Genomic DNA, 20,244 nt, shown 5'->3' with positions numbered 1-20,244 from the left:
AAGTGTAGTGGGAGTTGGCTATGGAAACGATATATTTAGCAGGCGGTTGTTTATGGGGCGTACAAGCTTTTGTAAAGACGTTACCCGGTGTAGTTAAGACAGAAGCGGGTAGAGTGAATGGAAGTAGCCGTACACTTGAAGGTGATTACGATGGTTATGCAGAATGTGTAAAGACTGTATTTGATCCTGCAATCGTTAGTGTAGAAGATTTGATGGCATACTTGTTTGAAATTATAGACCCATATAGTGTGAACAAACAAGGTGAAGACGTTGGGTTGAAATATCGAACAGGAGTCTATAGTGAAGAAGATCATCATTTAGAAACTGCACGTAAATTTATAGCAAATAGAAGCGATGCAGACCGAATTGCAGTTGAGGTTAAAGCATTAGAGAATTATGTACGAAGCGCAGAAGAACACCAAGACCGTTTATCAAAATGCCCAGACGATTATTGCCACATTTCCCAAGAAATGATGAATAAATATAAATAAAGAGGTATGAGAGATGGGGGCAGAGAAGTTGTATTTATCAAGACAGGTGAAACAAGATAAATAGGGGCGTTGTATTTATCAAGACTGGCGAAACAAGATAAATAGAGGCGTTGTATTTATCAAGATTGACCAAACAAGATAAATAGGGGCGTTGTATTTATCAAGACTGGCGAAACAAGATAAATAGAGACGTTGTATTTATCAAGACAGACCAAACAAGATAAATATGAGCATTGTATTTATCAAGACAGACCAAACAAGATAAATATGAGCATTGTATTTATCAAGACTGATCAAACTAGATAAATAGGGGCGTTGTATTTATCAAGACTGCTCAAACTAGATAAATAGGGCCGCCGCATATTGCAAGACGGCCCTAACTAGCAACATAGCCGCCGTGAATATTGCAAGACGCCCATGACTAGCAACATAGGAGCCGCGAATATTGCAAGACGGACATGACTAGCAACATAGAAGCCGTGAATATTGCAAGACGAGCATGACTAGCAACATAGAAGGCCCGAATATTGCAAGACGGGCACGACTAGCAACATAGGAGCTGCGAATATTGCAAGACACGACTGACTAGCAACATAAAAGGCCCGAATATTGCAAGACGGGCATGACTAGCAACATAGAAGCCCCGAATATTGCAAGACGGCCCTAACTAGCAACATTCCCCACGGTTCCCCATATATTATTCCACAAAAAAGCTAGGACTTGTTCAAAGTCCTAGCTTTTCTCATTTTATTGTCCGTGATAAATACTAAAGTTCAGTGGCTTAATACCATTGCTTGACCACTCATTGTATATTTTTTGTTTATTTCTATCGTTTTCTACAATTGTGATACCGCAGTCGCCACCGCCAGCTCCTGATGTTTTACTTGCGCCACCGTATGATTCTCCGATATCGCATAATTTTTTAAGATGTCGTGTTTCGATATCAATTGTAGCGAATGAATCTAAATATTGAATGACAGTACGATTCTTTCTAATTGTATCTTGAACACCTTGTATATTGTTTGTCTTAAATGCTTTAATAAGTTGTTCGACATATTTCTGTGATTGATCTAAAAATTGTGTATATATTGTTGGATCTGCTTTTAAGCGTTTAACTTCACTTACTAAATGATGTGAAGAAGCGGGTGAACCTGTCCAACCGATTAATACTTCCATATGCTCTGGTGCTTGAAGTGGTTCGATGTGTAAGCCTGGCCAGTTTTTATAAAGGACGTCCATTACAGATGTTTCTTCTATTTGTTGTTTGACCCAAACGTGATCAAAAGTACTATAGACTAACCAACCTGTATAAACACTTACTGCGATATCACCGCAAGAACTTAAACTTTGTAATTTCATATTAGCGATAACAGCTAATTTATAAATAAATAAATTTGATAATTGTAAGTTATAGAATTCGTTTAGAGCTTTGATAACAGATACTAATACTGCTGCACTAGAACCTAAACCATACTTATGACCAGATGCATCATCAAGGTTACTATCAATTGTTAAGTTATAATGTCTTAATGTTACATTGGAACTTTTAGCAAATTGTTCAAAGACTTCTATAGCTTGTGTAATATATTTAAGCTGATCTGCAGCATCATTATCAGAAATGATGATTTTGTCTTGTTCTCTTGTAAATGTAATCGGCTCATGATGTAAAGTCTTAGAATGGATAAATCCTGATGATGAATTCGTATCTTCAATTGTTGCTGTCACAAATCGATCAACTGCAATTAAGACAGATTTATATCCAGGCTCTGTTACTGCATATTCTCCAGCAATATACAGCTTTCCTGGCGCTTTGACTTGAATCATTATATCTCTTCCTTACTCAATAATTTCAATTCCTGTGTTTGTAATATCACTCGCAATAACTTGTTCTTTATTAAAAGATTTAAGTAAAGCGTCTATTATAAATTGCTGGTTTTTCTTTTCGACTAATATTTTAACATTTGGACCTGCATCCATTGTAAAATAGCACGGATATCCAGCTTTTCTACATTGATGTACAATATCCATAACTTCATAACTTTCTGGTACTAAGTATGTGAAAGGTGGCTGTGCACCTAAATTAGTAGCGTGCATGCGTAAGCCATTTTCTTCGATGACTTCACCTAAATGTTTGAAGTCTTTATTACGTATGGCTTCTTTAACTGATGCAATATCTTCATCAACATGATCTAACCAATATTGGTAAAAACGAGATGTGTCTCTCGTATGGGACATACCTGAACGACTAGATACTTTTTTAGATTGGTTATTGATGACAACAAATACCATTGATAAATCTTCTTCCCAATCTTGTGCATCAATTGCGTGTGCATACGATGTTTCATCGTCATGACCTTTTTCCCATTCAGCAAATCCACCAAAAATACTTCTAGAAGCTGAGCCTGAACCTCTTCTAGCTAATCTTGATAAATCTTTATCAGACATATTCAAGTTAAGCGCTTCGTTACAAGCTGCAGCGAGGGCTGCAAATGCGCTTGCTGATGAAGCAAGACCTGCTGCAGTAGGAACATAATTGACACTTTCAATATAAGCATAGTGTGAAGTTTGACTACGTTCTCTTACAAGGTTCATAAACTGATAAATTTTCTTCGATTGTTCTTCGTTTACTTCTTCACCATTTAGAACGAGTGTATCTTTCGTATATTCAGGACTAAATGTTACTTTTGTTTCTGTATAAAATTTATCAAGCGTAACGGATAAGCTATTATTCATGGGGATGATCAGTGATTCATCGGCTTTTCCCCAATATTTAATTAAAGCAATATTTGTGTGCGCGCGGGCTTTACCACTCATATTCAATCTCGTTAACCTCCTAAATTTTCAATCCAAGTATGATGAGCACCGAATTTTTCAGCACTTGTTGCAATTTTTTCAGCAATGTCGAGATTTTGAGCGAGTACAATCATGCTACCACCACGGCCGCCGCCTGTAAGTTTACCAGCAGTTGCACCTTGTAATTTACTTATTTCAAGTAATGCTTCAATATTGTCATGACTAACTGTTAACTTGCGTAAATTTTCTTGTGCACGTTCAAATACGTGTGCTAATTTTGTGAAATCATGATGTTCGATTGCTTCATTAGCATCATATACGAGCGTACCAATATGCTCTATATATTGCATATATTGTTCGTTATGATCACATAATTGGTGGACATCTTCGACTGCTTGTTTAGTAGAACCTTGAACACCTGTATCTATCACGACCATATAGCCGTTTATGGATAGTGGTTTCAAAGTTGTTACTTTTCCTTGTTGGAACCATACTGGTTTATTAGAGACAATCGTTTGTGTATCGATGCCACTCGGTTTACCATGCGCGATTTGTTCTGCCCAATTCGCTTCTTCTATTAATAATTCATCAGAAAGAGGCTCTCCTATATAATCATAACTTGCTCTTACAAAGGCGATAGCCATAGCAGCACTGGAACCTAATCCTCTTGAAGGGGGAAGATTTGTTTCGAATTTAACATTTATAGGCTCTTCGATATGATGTTTATCGATAAATCTTGAAATAACAGATTTAATATGTTCAGGAGCTGTTTGTAACGTGCCTTCATATACATCACTATTAATATATGAAGTATCACCAGCGTTAAGAGACTGGATCGTTACTTTCACTTTACCTGTTGTAAATGGAATCGCTATTGCTGGTTGTCCAAAAGTAACAGCATGTTCTCCTATTAAAATAACTTTCCCATTTGCTTCCCCGTATCCTATTTGTGCCATATTTTCAATCACCTTTAGTATTTCTTATTTTATTTTTGTTAAACACTTTATTATTATAAAGCTCTGTCACCATATATTCAAAAACTTTAACTAATTAATGTGTAATTATTACAATTTTTAATGAAATTGATAGCTATTATGACCTTTTGCAAAGCCTTTCGCTGTAAATAACCAAGAATCGCCACCACGTTCTATATCATTGGCACAAATGATTAATTGATTTGTACCTGGTATAAATGCAGGATGTGTCGATCTTAACATATGCCCTTGATCGCGACCTGGCATTAATATTTGCCCAATAGGGTAACCACTTTTGTTAAAGACAAGTACTCTACCTTGACCATACATAGCAACATAAAGGTTATCATCACTATCAATACAACAAGAGTCCGGGCCTTCATGACCTGTAAAATGATATGGAATAGATGCACCAAATGGTTCAATTGTCACACCGTCTTCTTCTAGTGAAATACGATGTAATCTATTCGCATTTGTTTCAGTTACCCATAGTACACGTTCATCTGTACTTAATGCAATCCCATTTGCTACTGCGATATTTTGAATAATCGGTGTAATTGTTTGATGATCAGGTGAAACATAATATACGCCACCAAGTGGATTTGTAGAGTATCCTCTAAAATCAGTAAAGTAGAATCCACCTTTACTATCAAATACTAAATCATCAACGCAATATTCTGTATCGATATCTGAAACGATACTTTGTGGATTTTTGCCGTCTGCATCAGTCGCAAAAATACCACCAGAACTTTTGAAGTCACCTAAATAAGACATATATAATCGTCCGTCTTTATGTATTTTAACAGAAGCCGGGTTAGTTTTCTCAGATTTAAATACTGTATTAACTTTTTTCTCAGGTAAATCAACGCGGAAAATAGTCCCGCCAAATACTTCGCATAAGAATAGATTATGATTTCTATCAAAGCATAAACCTTCTAATTGAAGACCTTCATCAGAAATTTTGAGCCAAGGTTCAGCTGTTACAGTTTGCAAGTGTTGTTCATGCGCAAGTAGTGGGACAGCACTTTTTGAAGCTTCCGTATAATATAAAGATGGTATATGTTGATCAGCCATAATAATCTCTCCTTTAAGTTGTACAATATAGAAAAGTACACATGTACTTTAAAGATGTGTTTAATATATATCTTTAATATTATCACTTTTAACTTACAATGAAAATGAATATTAAATTGCGGAAAATATGAATGATGTAAAAGATATTATAAACATATAAAAAACAGCTTTTCGAGAAGTGGAAAAGCTGTTTTTCTGATTAAGCTTTAATTGATTTCGCGCGTTGTTCTACATATGTCTGTAATTCTGGAGACAATACATAGCTGACTGATTTTAAATCAGATACGTTTGATGCATTCAATAAATTAGCAATGACATGCATTTGTTCGATAAATTGTTTCATATGTTCAATTGTATCTTCTACGCCATAAGCATCTAAATATTTGAGAACATATCCAGATAAGCCAACAGCTTCTGCACCTAGTACAAGAGACTTAATGGCATCGAGTGGGTTTTTAACGCCACCACTTGCTAATATGTGAATATCTGCATTTAATAATTGTGCTTCTAATAAGCTTTGAACAGTACTTTGTCCCCATTGATTTAAGAATGCCATATCTTTTAATGGTCTTCTTTGATTTTCAATGTCCGCAAAATTCGTACCGCCTCTACCACTAACATCTACATATTGAATACCAATATCTTTAACTTTTTGAATCGTTTCAGCACTCATACCGAAACCAACTTCTTTAATGATTACGGGTATATCAATATTATCTTGAATTTCTTGAATGTTTGTTAGCCAATTTTCAAATTCAGTATCACCTTCAGGCATTATCAGTTCTTGAGGTGCATTGACGTGAATTTGTAGGGCGTCAGCATTTAGTAGTTCTATAGATTTCTTAGCTTTTGCATATTCAATATCTGCTCCGACATTACTGAATATTAGACCTTCAGGATTTTCGTCACGTACTACTGTGAAACTTGATTCAGCGTTAGGGTCTTTTAGGGCTGAATGTGTAGAACCTACTGCCATAGGTATGTTACAAGCTTTAGCGATTTGAGCTAACTCTTTGTTAATAGTTGCTGCTCTTTCACTTCCACCCGTCATCGCATTGATATAAATAGGGTATTTAAAAGTGAAATGCGGAAACTTTACTGATAAATCAATTTGATTTTTATTAATAGAAGGAATGGATTGATGTATAAGCTGTACTTTATCAAAATCAGTACTAACTGGTGAATACGTATCTAATGCCAGCTGAATATGTTCATTCTTCCTTTTGCTTCTTAATGAGTCGTCCATTCATTTATCCTCCGTGCGTCTATATGTTTAATGATATATTTTATCTTAATACACATTATACCAGTTGTATAATTGAATATAAACTAAACATTGTTATACAATCCGCTTCAAAATCTTTTTCCAAATGGTAGAAAAATAAGGCAATCAATTTATGCTAATATAATACTATACAAATATACATAAAATGGAGGAGAATCGTTATCAAATTTAAAAAACTTACTTTAATTTTAATTTGTACATTATTATTAAGCGGTTGTACTTTACCAGGCTTAGGTGGCGCATCGTCTGATACAGTGAAAATTACGGCGCTTGCTACAAGCGAGTCTCAAATCATGGCGCATATGATTCGCTTACAAATCGAGCATGATACAAAAGGACAAGTAAAACCGATAATTGTAAATAATCTTGGTTCTGCGGTAATTGAACATAACGCGATATTAAATGATAATGCGCAAATATCCGCGACAAGATATACAGGTACTGATTTAGTAGGTGCTTTAAACTCTGAACCCATTACAAATACTAAAAAAGCTGAGAAAGCTGTTAAAACAGGTTTTCAAAAGAAATTTGATCAAACATTTTTTGACTCATATGGATTTGAAAATACCTTCGCATTTACAGTCACTAAAGAAACGGCTGAAAAGTACAATTTAAAAAAAGTTTCAGATTTAGCAAAGCATAAAGACGAACTAAGAGTAGCAAGTGACCCTACATGGATTAAGAGAAAAGGGGACGGCTATCCAGCTTTTTCAAAAGCATACGGATTTGAATTTAAAGATATTAGAACAATGCAAATCGGACTTGTATATGATGCATTGAAGAATAAAAGCATCGATGCAGCACTTGGTTATACAACAGACGGTAGAATAGCTGCTTATGATTTAGTGACACTAGAAGATGATCGTCACTTCTTCCCACCATATGACGCCAGCCCATTAGCAACAAATGAATATTTGAAACATAATCCAAAAGCTAAAAAATCTATAGAAAAATTAGTTGGGAAAGTATCCACTGAAAAAATGCAAGAATTGAATTATCAAGCAGACGGTAAAAAAGAAGAGCCCGCCATAATCGCAGAAAAATTCCTTAAAGCACATCACTATTTTGAATAGTTAATATAGTAAAAAGCAGGAACCACAAGTGAGGTTCCTGCTTTTTTCTTTAATATTCTAATTATTAAGCCCATCCTCTGAATCGTGTTGCTTCTGCTGTACGTCTAACACCTACAACGTAAGCTGATAATCTCATGTCTAGTTTTCTCTTTTGTGAAATGTCATATACTTTGTCAAAAGCTTCGACAATCTTAGTTTTTAATAACTGATTCACTTCTTCTTCAGACCAATAAAGTCCTTGATTGTTCTGTACCCATTCAAAATATGAAACAGTTACACCCCCAGCACTGGCTAGTACATCCGGAATTAAAAGGACATCATTTTCTGTCAGTATACGTGTTGCTTCTTGTGTTGTAGGACCGTTAGCCGCTTCTGCTACTATACTTGCTTTAATATCTCCTGCATTTTGTGCGGTGATTTGGTTTGCTAAAGCTGCTGGTACTAAAATGTCACAATCAATTCCAAATATATCATCGTTCGGAATAATGTTATCAAATAGAGGTGTGATTCTACCGTGTTCTTTACGAAGCTCTAATAAATGATCAATATCTAAACCTTCTGGATCATATAAAGCACCACGACTTTCTGAGATACATACAATTTTTGCACCTTTATCATGAAGGATTTTAGCGATAAAGCTACCAGCATTACCAAATCCTTGTATAACAACTTTTGAACCTGCGATATTAATATGCTTACGCTTAGCCGCTTCTTCAATCGTAATTACAGCACCTAAAGCTGTTGCTTGTTCGCGACCTAGTGAACCGCCTAATGAAATGGGTTTACCAGTAATGAAATTTGGCGCGTTAACTTTATGCATAATACTATATTCATCCATCATCCAAGACATGATTTGAGCATCCGTATATACATCGGGTGCAGGGATATCTTTAGTAGGTCCAACGATTTGAGCAATTGCTCTAACATATCCACGTGACAATCTTTCTAATTCATTTTGACTCATGCTATGAGGGTCACATTGAATGGCTCCTTTACCACCACCATAAGGTAAGTTTACGAGACCACATTTTAAAGTCATCCACATAGATAATGCTTTTACTTCATTTTCATCTACATCAGGGTGGAAGCGGACGCCACCTTTAGTAGGTCCCACTGAACTATTATGTTGAGAACGATATCCTGTAAAAGTTTTTACAGATCCATCGTCCATTTTAACTGGAATACGAACTCTTAAAAATCTAGCAGGTTCTTTAATCAATTCAAAAAGACCTTCATCGTACCCTAATTTATATAAAGCTTGTTCAATTATATTTTGTGTAGAAGTTACAAGATTGCTATTTTCACTCATGATTGACGCTCCTTTGTTGATTAAAATAATTTCTAAAAAAACATATTAAATAAAATCATAATACAAATGAAAATGGTTTTCAATAAAATAAACTGAATTTACTAAAAATTCAAATATGTATAATGATAAAATTTGTTGTATTTTAATGTAGTAAGTGTAAGTAGTTGGTAGTAATTGGAAGACATGATATAATTCAATTACGAGCATATACAAATATAATGAAACCATTATATTTACTAGTGTGAATGAATCTTGGACAAATGAATTTTTGTCCAAGATTCTTCTTTTTTATATAAATGATGAGGTTTAGTAAAGAGGTTCATGAAGTCGTAGTGTATATTTTATAAATTGAGTAATGATGAAATGAGTATAATGGCTGAGATGTGAGTTAAAGAGGTAGTAAACACACGAGATTGCCGAAGATGTGAGTTAGAGAGGTAGTAAACACACGAGATTGCCGAAGATGTGAGTTAAAGAGGTAGTAAACTCACAAGATTGCAAAACATGTGAGTTAAACTCGGAGTAAACACACAAGATTGCCGCAGATGTGAGTTAATACCCTAGTAAACTCACAAGTTCCACAAAAACCCAATTCTATCCCACATCCAACCCATAACATGATTCAAATCCTGTATCATTCTCTCACATACAGCACACGATTATTTGCAATTTTAAAAAGACGCCCCAACGATTTTCTAAGAATGTTATGATATTACTATCAAAAACTTATCTTAAACATCGTGGGGGTGTCTTTTTGTCTGAAATGCTCAATATTTTACTAACGGTTGTTGCACCGATTTTTCTAATGACAGCGTTAGGTTATGTGCTTCAAAAGCGTGTGAAACTTGATTTACGTACGCTCGCAAAATTAAATATCAATGTGTTTGTGCCTGGATTTATTTTTGCGAAGTTTTACAAAGCTGAGTTAGCAGTAAATTTATTATTATTAATCATCGTATTCTTCGTCATATACATAATTGCTCTATATATCGTCGCTTTTGCTATCGCCAAAATGCAAAATTTAGATAAGGGTAAAGAGACGACTTTAACAAACAGTGTACTCTTCTTTAATTCTGGTAACTACGGTGCGCCGTTAAATGATATTGTATTTAAAAGTGATCCACTCGCAATGTCTGCACAAGTCATTGTATTAACGCTACAAAATGTCTTCACGTTTACATATGGTGTCTTCGCAATTCAATCTGTTCAATTAGGTAAACTTAAAGCATTACTCAATTACTTTAAGATGCCTATTATATATGCACTCGTTCTTGCTATTATTTTAAATTATAATCATATTCCAATTCCTGAGTTCATGTGGACGACTGTCAGTTATTTGTCTGATGCTATGATTGCGATTGCTTTAATTCTTCTCGGTGCACAAATTGCCAATATTAAACTTAATTTTAAATGGTCATCTTCTTATATTTATATCTTTATAAGATTAGTTGTTGGACCAGCCATCGCATTTGTCATCATAAAATGCATGGGGTTAGATGGCATTATCGCACAAACATTATTTATTGCTTCAGCGATGCCAACATCCGTGAACAGTTCAGTTATTGCGCAAGAATATGATAATTATCCAGCTTTAGCTGCAGAATTAGTCTTCATGTCTACATTGTTTAGTTCTATTTCAGTTGTTGTTGTCATTTATTTATCTTATTTGATTTTTTAATGGACATTTAAAAGTTCTTTAAATGTCTGACTTGAATAAGCTTCTCTATAGAGTCCACGTCGTTGTAATTCTGGAACGATGTATGTTACAAAATCTTCAAGACTATGTGGTAAGGTAGGTGGCATTAAATTAAAGCCATCTGCAACACCAGACTTAAACCAAAGCTCCATTTCATCTACTATTTCTTCAGGTGTTCCTATTAATGTGAGATGCCCACCACCTGCATTGAGATAACCTAATAATTCTCTCACTGTAGGGTCGGTATCTTCTATAATTTCTAAAATTGTTTCATATCTACCTACTGGACCATCGAACGCTTCTACAGGTGGCAGTTCTGGGACAGGCTCATCCAATGCCCATTTCGAACAATCTTGTCTAACAAACGTACTTAATTGTTTGATGGCATTTTCAATTGGTAAAGCTTTATCTAATTTTTCTTTTTTGAGCAGTGCTTCTTCTCGTGTTTCGCCAACATAAGTAACTAATCCTGGGAAGACTTTAATATATTTCTCAGGTGTATCACTTTCGCTGATGGCCGTATTTAATTTATTTCTATAAGCTTTCGCTTGTTTCAAATTCCATGAAACTGAATAAACTGCATCTGCATGTTTGACGGCTAATGCAATACCTTGTTTGGATGCACCAGCTTGCATAGCGACAGGTTTCCCTTGTGGGCTACTTGGTGTCGATAAAGGTCCATTTACTTGGAAATAATCGCCAGAATGATGAAAAGCATGCACATGCTCATGATTAATCACTTTATTGTTATGACGGTCATGAACGAAGTCTTCTTTATGCCAAGATGTAAATAGTTTGTCCATCAATTCAGCAAATTCTTGAGCTTTATGATATCTAGCATCATGCTGAGGTAAAGCTTTCATACTATGATTTTGAGCTTCTATATCTGTCATAGATGTTACTAAGTTCCAACCAACACGACCATTCGTCGCATGATCGAGCGTTAAAATTTGCCTAGCAGCAGTATAAGGATTTGAAAATGAGCTTGATATTGTTGAAACTAGACCAATATGTTGTGTAACTTGTGATATAGCAGTTAAATTCACAATTGGATCTAACCAGAATGTAGGTAATTCGCTATCTGACTTTGCAGGGAATGATTGATTATCTGCAAAGAATACGGCATCTAATAAACCTCTTTCTGATAGTTGTGCTAATGATTGATAATAAGAGATATCACCAATCTGTTCGATAGAGGAGTCTTCCATAAGCCATGCAGCTTGATGATGGCCACAGCCATATAATAAGACACCAATATTGAGTTGATCACTTCTTAAATTACGCATTTCTATTCTCCTTATCTCTCTTTTGGAATTCTAGTTCATTGTTAAGCCGCCATCTACAGTATAATTTTGGCCAGTTATACCACTTGCTTTATCAGAAGCAAGGAAGCTCACCATATTTGCGACATCTTGTGGTGAAGTGACTTTTTTAAGAGGTGTTGATTGAGCAATTAAGTCAAATACTTCAGGTGTTGTTACAGAGCTGGCATCGGTCGTTTTGAGTAAGCCACCTGAAACAACATTGGCTGTAATGCCGTATTGACCTAATTCAGCAGCGATATTACGCGTGAAACCAATTAAACCAGCCTTCGCAGTTGTATATTCGTGATAAGGTACGACAGGATTTTGGAATAAGTTCGTACCGATGCTAATGACAGCACCTTGTTTTCTTTCAATGAATTGTGGTGCAACACTTTGCACGATATTAAATGCTGCTTTTAATGTGCCATCAATTTGTTGTTGATAGTCTTCCCATGCAAGATCGACGAATGCTTTTTGTTTTACTGGGTCAAATTTAAAGTTAACTAAAGCATTGTTGACAACGACATCAATTTTTCCAAAATGTTTCGTACCTTCGTCAATTAACTGGTCAACTTCAGAACGATTTGTCACATCCGCTTGAATAGCAATCGCTTGTTCTGCACCGATTTCAGCAACTAACTGTTCTGCTAACGCTTTACTATTATGATAATTAATGATGACTTGATGTCCTTCAGATGCTAATGTACGTGCGATTGTTGCGCCTAATCCTCTACTACTACCTGTTACTAAAATTGTCTTTGTCATATGTAACACTCCCATATAGAATTTTAAATAAAAAAATACACAACCTTCTCGTAAGAAAGTTGTGTAAAAACAAAGATATTTATAAAAAGGGCATAGTCATCCCTATAAATTCTTTTCACAAACACTTTCCTACGCTAGTACGATCTAGTTCAGGTTCAAAGGGTTCGAGTTCATACTCATCTCAGTTAAAAAAACACCCCTAGTGCATCTATTTAATTACTATCAATGTATAGTTTTTAATAATCGATGTCAAGTTTGTATAAATGTTCAGTTGCAAACGATAGGTAAAATCGGTTATGATATAAAACGTACTGATTACGATTTAAAAAGAATAAAGGTGATAAGATGAAGTGGACGATAGTAGGTGGTGGTATCCACGCGATAACGATAGCATTAGAATTAAAAGTTAAAGGATTAAAAAATAAAGACTTAACAATTATTGACCCGCACGATGTGTTCTGTCATCAATTTGATCATCGAACGCAAAATATTAGTATGCCTTATTTAAGATCTCCAATCGTACACCATGTTCACCCTAATCCTTTTCATTTAAAACAATATTTTAAGAAAATGGATTATGCAGGTGGCATTTATGGTAAGTATAAGAGACCGAAAAGAGATATGTTTATGGACCATACAGCAGAACAAGTTGAATATTACCGATTACATGAATGTCATGTTAAAGATACTGCAGTAGATATAAAGAAATATCGAGATAATTGGTGTGTCGTATTAGAATCGGGGGAGATGATTTATACACAGAATGTCATCATCGCATCTGGTTGTAACCATAAGCCAAAGATTCCAAAAATGTATGAGCATGCACCAGATGTACAACATATTTTTGAAGATGCAAATATTCAATTTAATGAAAGTTCTCATGTTGTTGGAAGTGGGATATCAGCAGCACATTTAGCATTAAAATTAATTTATCATGATGATGAAAAGCATGTGCATTTATGGACGAACAAGCCGTTAGAAATTCATGATTTTGATGCTGATCCAGGGTGGTTAGGACCTAAAAATATGGCAAGCTTTTCAAAAGTAATAGATCCAGAAGAGAAGATGGATATTGTCTTAAAAGAACGTCATAAAGGTTCGATGCCACAAGAGTTATTCATTAGATTAAAGAAATATGTGAAAAAGGGCAGACTAACGATACATCTCAATGAATTAGATTATATTAACAATCATCAAATCATAACAGTTGATGGGAAACATATGGATTATGACCATATATTATTGGCAACAGGGTTTGATAATACTTTATTAACTCAACCGATATTAAATCGTTTAATTCATGAGTATGAAGCACCACTCAATAAATGTGGGTATCCTGAAATCAGTAAACATTTAGAATGGTTGCCGAATTTATTCGTATCAGGTGGATTAGCTGATTTAGAATTGGGACCTTTCGCTAGAAATATTATGGGTGGAAGAGAAGCGGCACGCAAGATAGGTGAGAAGTATCACGAAATAGAGCAATGCAGTTAGGTATATCAGACATAAAAAAATCCTGGAACAAATTCGTTCCAGGATTTTTAAATTAAATTTCTTTCAAAATGTTATAAATAGCTTCTGTGCTTTCAGCGTTGATTAATTTTTCTCTAGTATCATCGTCCATAAGCGTACGTGACAGTCTTTGTAATAACTTCAAGTGTGTGTCGCTACTATCATTTGGTACAGCAATTAAGAAGATGATCTTAGGTTGTGTTTCATCTAAACTTTCCCATTCAACACCTTGTTTGTTATTTAGAACAGCTACGACAGGCTGTTTGACAAAGTTTGATTTAGCGTGTGGGATGGCTACATTCATGCCAATTGCTGTTGTTGATTCTGATTCGCGTTTCAATACAGCTTCTTTTAACGCTTTTTCATCGTCTATAAAGTTGTGATGTTTTAAATTGTGAATTAGTTTATCGATTGCGTCATCTCGAGACATTTCAGCGTCTTCTATTGTGATGACTTTTTCGTGAAAGACTTGTTCTGATTCTGTCTGAGTTTCATCATTTGATGATTCTTTTTGATTGTTATCATCTTCATCTAATCCCATAAATGATGTTGTCATACCACTATTAGATGATTCCATTTCAGGTGTTGCAACGGTTGCTTCTTTTTTCTTTAATAAAAGTGTGACAAGCATTGTAACACTACTTCCGATGATGACAGCAATAAAGAACCATAGTATTTTATCGATACCACCAAGTACAGCTACAATCGGACCACCATGTGCAACTCTATCGCCAACGCCACCTATAGCTGCAATAGCTGCTGCAACCATTGCACCAATCATATTTGCGGGAATAATACGTAATGGGTCTTGTGCGGCGAATGGAATAGCACCTTCAGTAATACCGAATAAGCCCATTGTAAATGATGCTTTACCCATTTCAATTTCACCTTTATTAAATTTACGTCTATTGATAAAAGTAGCAAGACCTAAACCAATAGGTGGTGTACATACAGCTACTGCAACCATACCCATAACGGCATAGTTTCCTTCAGCAATTAAAGCTGATCCGAATAAGAAAGCAACTTTGTTTACTGGACCACCCATATCGAATGCAATCATAGCTCCGATAATAAGCGCTAAGATAATACTATTTGTACCTTGCATACCTTTTAACCATGTTGTTAAGCCTTCAAAAATACTGGCAATCGGTGCGCCGATAACAAATATGAAAATAAGTCCTACAATAATTGAAGAAATAATAGGAATAATGATAATTGGCATAATCGGTGCCATTGCTTTAGGAATTTTAATATTTTTAATCCATTTAGCAATATAACCTGCTAAGAAACCAGCAACAATACCACCTAAGAATCCTGCACCAGCTTCACTTCCGTAAAAGCTACCATCAGCAGCAATTGCACCACCAATCATACCTGGTACTAAACCTGGTTTATCAGCAATACTAACTGCAATGTAACCAGCTAGAATTGGAACCATAAAGCTAAATGCTAAACTACCGATATTTTCAATAGATTTCCAGAATGAATCATCAGGAATTTTAAGTCCTTCAGGTGTTGTATGCCCACCTAAAGTTAAAGCAATGGCCATTAATAAACCACCGACTACGATAAATGGCACCATGAATGAAACACCATTCATTAAATGTTGGTAGACCATTTGTAGACCGCTTTTTTGATCTTCGTCATCATCTGTTTGTTTATTGCCACCTTTTTCATGATGAATATGCGCATCTTGATCGATGATGCGTTGAATTAATAATTTAGGGTTGTGAATACCTTCTCTAACACTTTCGTTAATTAATCGTTTCCCGTCAAATCTTGATAAATCGACTTGTCTGTCAGCAGCGATAATAATACCGTCCGCTTCTCTAATTTCTTTTGATGTCAGAACATTTTCTGCACCGACACCACCTTGTGTTTCTACTTTAATATCTATGCCCATTTCTTTTGCGGCTTGTTCTAATTTTTCTTGAGCCATATAAGTATGTGCAATCCCGTTTGGACAAGATGTAATTGCTAAAATTTTCATAACGTCAGCTCCTTCTTAATTCAATTGTAAACGCATTCACTGAAACATAAAAAAGAATAATTGCCGTTAGTAGTGGCAATTATTCTTTAAAACAATCAATAATATATTGTTTGAATGGTTCATCTTCTAATTTTAGTAAATGTTTAACATCTTGTTCTGTTAATGCAGCAATACTGTGTATGATTTTCTTCATTACTTGTTTATCTTTGTCTGCAATAGATAAGAAGAATACTAAATGAACTTTATGTTGTTTCCATGATATATCTTGTTGGAGTCTAAACATTAGTACATGTGACTTAAAGACTTTAGTAGGGTCGCCATGTGGAATAGCAATGCCATTTCCAATATAAGTTGATGAGAACTTCTCTCTTTCTAATGCACTTTCAATATACCCACTTGATATTGCATGTTGTTGATTAAGCAAACGTTCCGCATGTTGGAATATATCGACAGTAGAATGTATGTCTGTTTCGATTGGTACCGATAGAAAGTCGATAGGCAATAATGCGTCGTTATTTAAAATAGGGTTTTGCTTTTGATTTAAAATGGTTTGAAATTTATGTGCATCTTCTTCTGAAAATAAAGGCGATACTTGAACAACTTGTACGTTACTAGGGATATGTGTCATATCAATTTCGTGTGTTGTAACGAGTATATCCGTATTAGAAAATGGGTAAGTTGAAACGTCTTCAAGTTTAATCGTATCCGTAATATTAATTTTATGGTTTAACTTTTGAATTTTTGCTTCTAACAAGCTTGAAATACCAAGTCCATAATAACAAGTAATAACCACATTAAATTGATCTTGTACATTACGATCTATTGATGATTGAAAATGCAACGCTAAAAAGGCTATCTCATCTTCACTTAAATTAAGTTGTGCATCTTCTTCCAATAAATGAACCGTTTCATATAATGCGTTGAACACAAACGGGTATTGCTGTTTAATATCCTCTGTAAGTGGATTGTTAATATAAACGTTCTTAACGATACGCAAATATGTTCTGCTGAAATGTGAATAAACATTTTCACGAAGTACAGCATCTTGCATAAAATCTATACCGACTTTGGCATTCATTTGATAAATTAAACGTTCAATATAACTTTGAATAAATATTTGTTTGAAGCCAAGATCATATTTATCAAAATAATAGCTAATAAAAAATGAAAATAACTTCGCTGTTTCATCACTTAAAGTGTATTTAAGCTGTCTATTAATGTCTTCTATAATTGCCCGGGAAATGGCCAATGCCTCTTGATTAATATCCCATTGTTCTGTTGTATCGTGGATTCTTTTGAAAATAATGATCAGGTGTACGAGCAACTGTTTAATATGTACTTTTGAAGTTTGAATATGGTTACGCTCTAAATGTTGTTCCATAATATGCATCATTAATTCGCTATGCGCTTTTGGGATTTCATTCAAAATGAAGTCCTCTACCTTAACATTGTTTGTAGAGAGTTGGTTTAAATGAAGAATAGCGTTGCGAATATCCATTTCATTGCCACTTACCGTAACGCCTTTTCTTTTAACAAGTTTAATTGCAACGTCATATGATTCACACCAAGCTTGAATTTGATTTAGATGATCGATGAGTTCATTCTTCGTTAAAGCATAGTCTTCAGATAATTGTTCAAGCGTAACAGATTGTTTATACATTAATAATTGATAAGCCATTTTGATAAGCGTTTGACCATTCTTTTCCGTATATTGATTCAGAATGGATTCTATCTCTTCAGTTTGATATAACTCGTGATTTAATTGATAACCACGTCCTTTAATACTGATAATGACATCTTTAATTTCACTATTAATATATTTAATATCGCTTCTTACCGTTCTATTTGAAACATTCAAATAGTCAGCTATTTCAGTCCCGTTTAAATAACTATCACGATTTAAAAGTAATAGCCTCATTAATTTCACATGTCTTTCTAACAATAATCCCACCACATTTCAAGTACACATTTAGATTCATATTATATTGTAAGCGTTTAATGAATGGGTGACAAATAACGATAATTCTAGAGTGTCCAATTAGTTGTGAGTGTTCTTTAATTCCACTTAAAATAACTATTTTAAAAAACTAAAAAAATAATCTTATACTGTTGATTTTGTAGTTAAGGATAGTAGGAAAATAATATAAGAACTATATTAATAAAGCTAAATTAATACGATAAAAATAAATAGTGTATAAGCAAGATTCTTTGAATAAAACTAAATTAATATACGGAAATATTTGTTTTTACATTGTTAACATTTTTTATTCATACAATTATTTATAAATAAAACAACTGTAACGTAAATATTAAATAAAATATCGAATTCTTATAAAATTATATAAAAAGTACTTGAAAATTTTACAAAATGTATTGTATAATTTTTCTGAAGTTTATTGTGTATATTTACATCATTTACAAAGCAAACTTCATATTTTACGTTTTGATAAAAGGATGGGGAAGTTAAGGTGGAAAGGAAAATTAATAAACAAAGGTTTAGTATTAGAAAGTACTCTATTGGCACAGGATCAGTATTATTAGGGGTACTAATATTTTTAGGGGTCAATCAAGAAGCGCAAGCAGCTGAGAATGATCATGCTACTGAAAATGTTATGACCGAAGAAAGTACAACGAGTGAAGAAAATCCTATAAATAACGCAAACAACATGACGGAAAACACAGACACTAACACTAACGAAGCGGAAAATAAAGAAAGCTTGCAAAATGATGATAAAAATACAGAATCAGAAAGTGTAAATGAAGCAACAACAGAAGAAATACAGCCAAACAGCAATCAAACTTCAAATACAACAGAAGAAAACATGGAATCAAATATCACTCAACCAAATGAAACTGCAAATACAGATTCAAATAATGAACGTAATGAAAATACAGATAGAATGACTGCAACTTCAGCAGAAACAGACAATCAATCAATTATTCAAGACATTAGTGTTAAGATGTTATCTCCTGAGAATGGAAGTACTATTGATTACAATACAAATATTAATCTAGCTTTAAATATGACATTTAATCCTAATGCAAAGCCTGGAGATAAGTTTGAAATAAAGCTACCAGATTATATGAATAAGTATAGTGGATCAAAGATGTTAGATGTTTATGATAAAGAAGGGGAATTATTAGGAAATGTTAATTATGAGAACAACAAATTAATATTTACTGCTGATAATTACTTTGATACACATACTGACATAAATGCAAACTTAAATATTGTTACAAAAGCAACTTCACCAATTTGGGAAAACAACACTTCTCGAGAAGTTGGATTATTGATTAATGATAATTTTGTATCAACAAATAATACATTAAATCTTAAAGTAAGTACATATACTGGATATACAGAATCTCTTACGCCAGTTCAAGAATATAAAGAAGGGGTAAGTGATATTTTACATATGTATTCAACGCCTCAATTTAAGGAGTCAGGCAGACATACTGTAGAATTCATTTCTGAAAATTATCCAGATGCATATTATAACTGTGAAGCAATTGAAAAGTATGGATTAAATTTACACTATGGTGTTGCTAAAAATAACTATACGCTCGTAAATACAATTAAAGATGCGGATAAATACAACATAAAAGTCGTTTGCTCTAAAGGGAAAGTTACTGTTTCTATGGATGTAGAGCAAGGTTATGGTTATACAGTAGCAGTCCCAGTTTTACTTGCGGATAATATTAAACAACAACAAAGTATGGATGAATTTTATTTTTCAAACAATTCAACTGCACCAGAAGGTACTACATGGTCTGGTAAAAAACTTTTAAAATATGATTGGCAAAAAGGTGACGGTAATGGTAACAAACCTGTGAAGCCAGAAGAGCCAGTACAACCGGAACAACCGGAGCAACCAGAGCAACCGGAACAACCAGAGCAACCAGAAGAGCCAGAACAACCGGAGCAACCAGAACAACCAGAGCAACCAGAACAACCAGAGCAACCAGAGCAGCCAGAAC

Annotated in this window: 14 protein-coding genes, 2 pseudogenes and 1 riboswitch; of the genes and pseudogenes, 5 read left to right on the top strand and 11 right to left on the bottom strand. The window is 34.3% G+C overall.

The window, feature by feature from the left end; translation table 11 throughout:
* The first annotated feature begins 20 nt into the window (after positions 1 to 20).
* Positions 21 to 491 (top strand): peptide-methionine (S)-S-oxide reductase, encoded by a 471-nt coding sequence (locus LQ617_RS05205; RefSeq protein WP_239739811.1) that lies wholly within the window; start codon positions 21 to 23, stop codon positions 489 to 491.
* Positions 492 to 1,238: 747 nt separating this feature from the next.
* On the opposite strand, the gene LQ617_RS05200 is transcribed toward LQ617_RS05205, so the two are convergent.
* The 5 genes from LQ617_RS05200 to fni form a co-directional block, all read right to left on the bottom strand.
* A complete protein-coding gene (locus LQ617_RS05200; protein WP_239739810.1) occupies positions 1,239 to 2,315 on the bottom strand; it encodes a phosphomevalonate kinase in 1,077 nt (358 codons plus the stop codon).
* Between the two features lie 12 nt (positions 2,316 to 2,327).
* Complete coding sequence (mvaD, locus tag LQ617_RS05195) at positions 2,328 to 3,311, bottom strand: diphosphomevalonate decarboxylase (protein WP_239739809.1); 984 nt, start codon at positions 3,309 to 3,311, stop codon at positions 2,328 to 2,330.
* A gap of 5 nt (positions 3,312 to 3,316) precedes the next feature.
* Positions 3,317 to 4,240 (bottom strand): mevalonate kinase, encoded by a 924-nt coding sequence (gene mvk, locus LQ617_RS05190; RefSeq protein WP_037589207.1) that lies wholly within the window; start codon positions 4,238 to 4,240, stop codon positions 3,317 to 3,319.
* A gap of 117 nt (positions 4,241 to 4,357) precedes the next feature.
* The gene (locus LQ617_RS05185; RefSeq protein ID WP_037589209.1) at positions 4,358 to 5,332 is read right to left on the bottom strand and encodes an SMP-30/gluconolactonase/LRE family protein; all 975 of its coding nucleotides are present in this window, start codon (positions 5,330 to 5,332) and stop codon (positions 4,358 to 4,360) included.
* Between the two features lie 199 nt (positions 5,333 to 5,531).
* On the bottom strand, positions 5,532 to 6,578 hold the full coding sequence (gene fni / locus LQ617_RS05180) for a type 2 isopentenyl-diphosphate Delta-isomerase (protein WP_025907581.1): 1,047 nt from the start codon (positions 6,576 to 6,578) through the stop codon (positions 5,532 to 5,534).
* A 200-nt stretch (positions 6,579 to 6,778) separates the two neighbouring features.
* Here fni and LQ617_RS05175 point away from each other — a divergent pair, with 200 nt between their 5' ends.
* The gene (locus LQ617_RS05175) at positions 6,779 to 7,690 is read left to right on the top strand and encodes an osmoprotectant ABC transporter substrate-binding protein (RefSeq protein WP_204255501.1); all 912 of its coding nucleotides are present in this window, start codon (positions 6,779 to 6,781) and stop codon (positions 7,688 to 7,690) included.
* A gap of 64 nt (positions 7,691 to 7,754) precedes the next feature.
* Here LQ617_RS05175 and LQ617_RS05170 read toward each other — a convergent pair whose 3' ends face one another.
* On the bottom strand, positions 7,755 to 8,999 hold the full coding sequence (locus LQ617_RS05170) for a Glu/Leu/Phe/Val family dehydrogenase (protein ID WP_239739807.1): 1,245 nt from the start codon (positions 8,997 to 8,999) through the stop codon (positions 7,755 to 7,757).
* Between the two features lie 754 nt (positions 9,000 to 9,753).
* Here LQ617_RS05170 and LQ617_RS05165 point away from each other — a divergent pair.
* A complete protein-coding gene (locus LQ617_RS05165; RefSeq protein WP_239739806.1) occupies positions 9,754 to 10,677 on the top strand; it encodes an AEC family transporter in 924 nt (307 codons plus the stop codon).
* Here the strand turns inward: LQ617_RS05165 and LQ617_RS05160 are convergent.
* On the bottom strand, positions 10,674 to 11,981 hold the full coding sequence (locus LQ617_RS05160) for an NtaA/DmoA family FMN-dependent monooxygenase (protein WP_239739805.1): 1,308 nt from the start codon (positions 11,979 to 11,981) through the stop codon (positions 10,674 to 10,676). The genes LQ617_RS05165 and LQ617_RS05160 overlap by 4 nt on opposite strands.
* A gap of 30 nt (positions 11,982 to 12,011) precedes the next feature.
* Positions 12,012 to 12,764 carry a 3-oxoacyl-ACP reductase gene (locus tag LQ617_RS05155; protein WP_196308036.1) on the bottom strand — a complete coding sequence of 251 codons (753 nt, stop codon included), beginning with the start codon at positions 12,762 to 12,764 and terminating at the stop codon, positions 12,012 to 12,014.
* Between the two features lie 109 nt (positions 12,765 to 12,873).
* A riboswitch (TPP riboswitch) is annotated at positions 12,874 to 12,975 on the bottom strand.
* A 134-nt stretch (positions 12,976 to 13,109) separates the two neighbouring features.
* Between LQ617_RS05155 and LQ617_RS05150 the strand changes: the two genes are divergently transcribed.
* On the top strand, positions 13,110 to 14,258 hold the full coding sequence (locus tag LQ617_RS05150) for an NAD(P)-binding domain-containing protein (RefSeq protein WP_206167273.1): 1,149 nt from the start codon (positions 13,110 to 13,112) through the stop codon (positions 14,256 to 14,258).
* 52 nt (positions 14,259 to 14,310) lie between these two features.
* On the opposite strand, the pseudogene LQ617_RS16135 reads toward LQ617_RS05150, so the two are convergent.
* The 3 genes and pseudogenes from LQ617_RS16135 to LQ617_RS05140 form a co-directional block, all read right to left on the bottom strand.
* Positions 14,311 to 14,745 (bottom strand): annotated as a pseudogene (locus LQ617_RS16135) (PTS sugar transporter subunit IIA); the annotation flags it as partial.
* A gap of 65 nt (positions 14,746 to 14,810) precedes the next feature.
* Positions 14,811 to 16,266 (bottom strand): annotated as a pseudogene (locus LQ617_RS05145) (PTS fructose transporter subunit IIC); the annotation flags it as partial.
* Between the two features lie 79 nt (positions 16,267 to 16,345).
* Complete coding sequence (locus LQ617_RS05140; protein WP_239739803.1) at positions 16,346 to 18,184, bottom strand: BglG family transcription antiterminator; 1,839 nt, start codon at positions 18,182 to 18,184, stop codon at positions 16,346 to 16,348.
* 550 nt (positions 18,185 to 18,734) lie between these two features.
* Here LQ617_RS05140 and LQ617_RS16070 point away from each other — a divergent pair.
* Positions 18,735 to 20,244: YSIRK-type signal peptide-containing protein (locus LQ617_RS16070; RefSeq protein WP_239739802.1), on the top strand; the 1,510-nt coding region annotated here is incomplete at its 3' end.

The organism is Mammaliicoccus sp. P-M59, assembly GCF_022386135.1.
GTDB lineage: Bacteria > Bacillota > Bacilli > Staphylococcales > Staphylococcaceae > Mammaliicoccus > Mammaliicoccus sciuri_A.
Note: the sequence above shows the minus strand (reverse complement) of the source record. Positions and strands in the feature narration are given on the sequence as shown.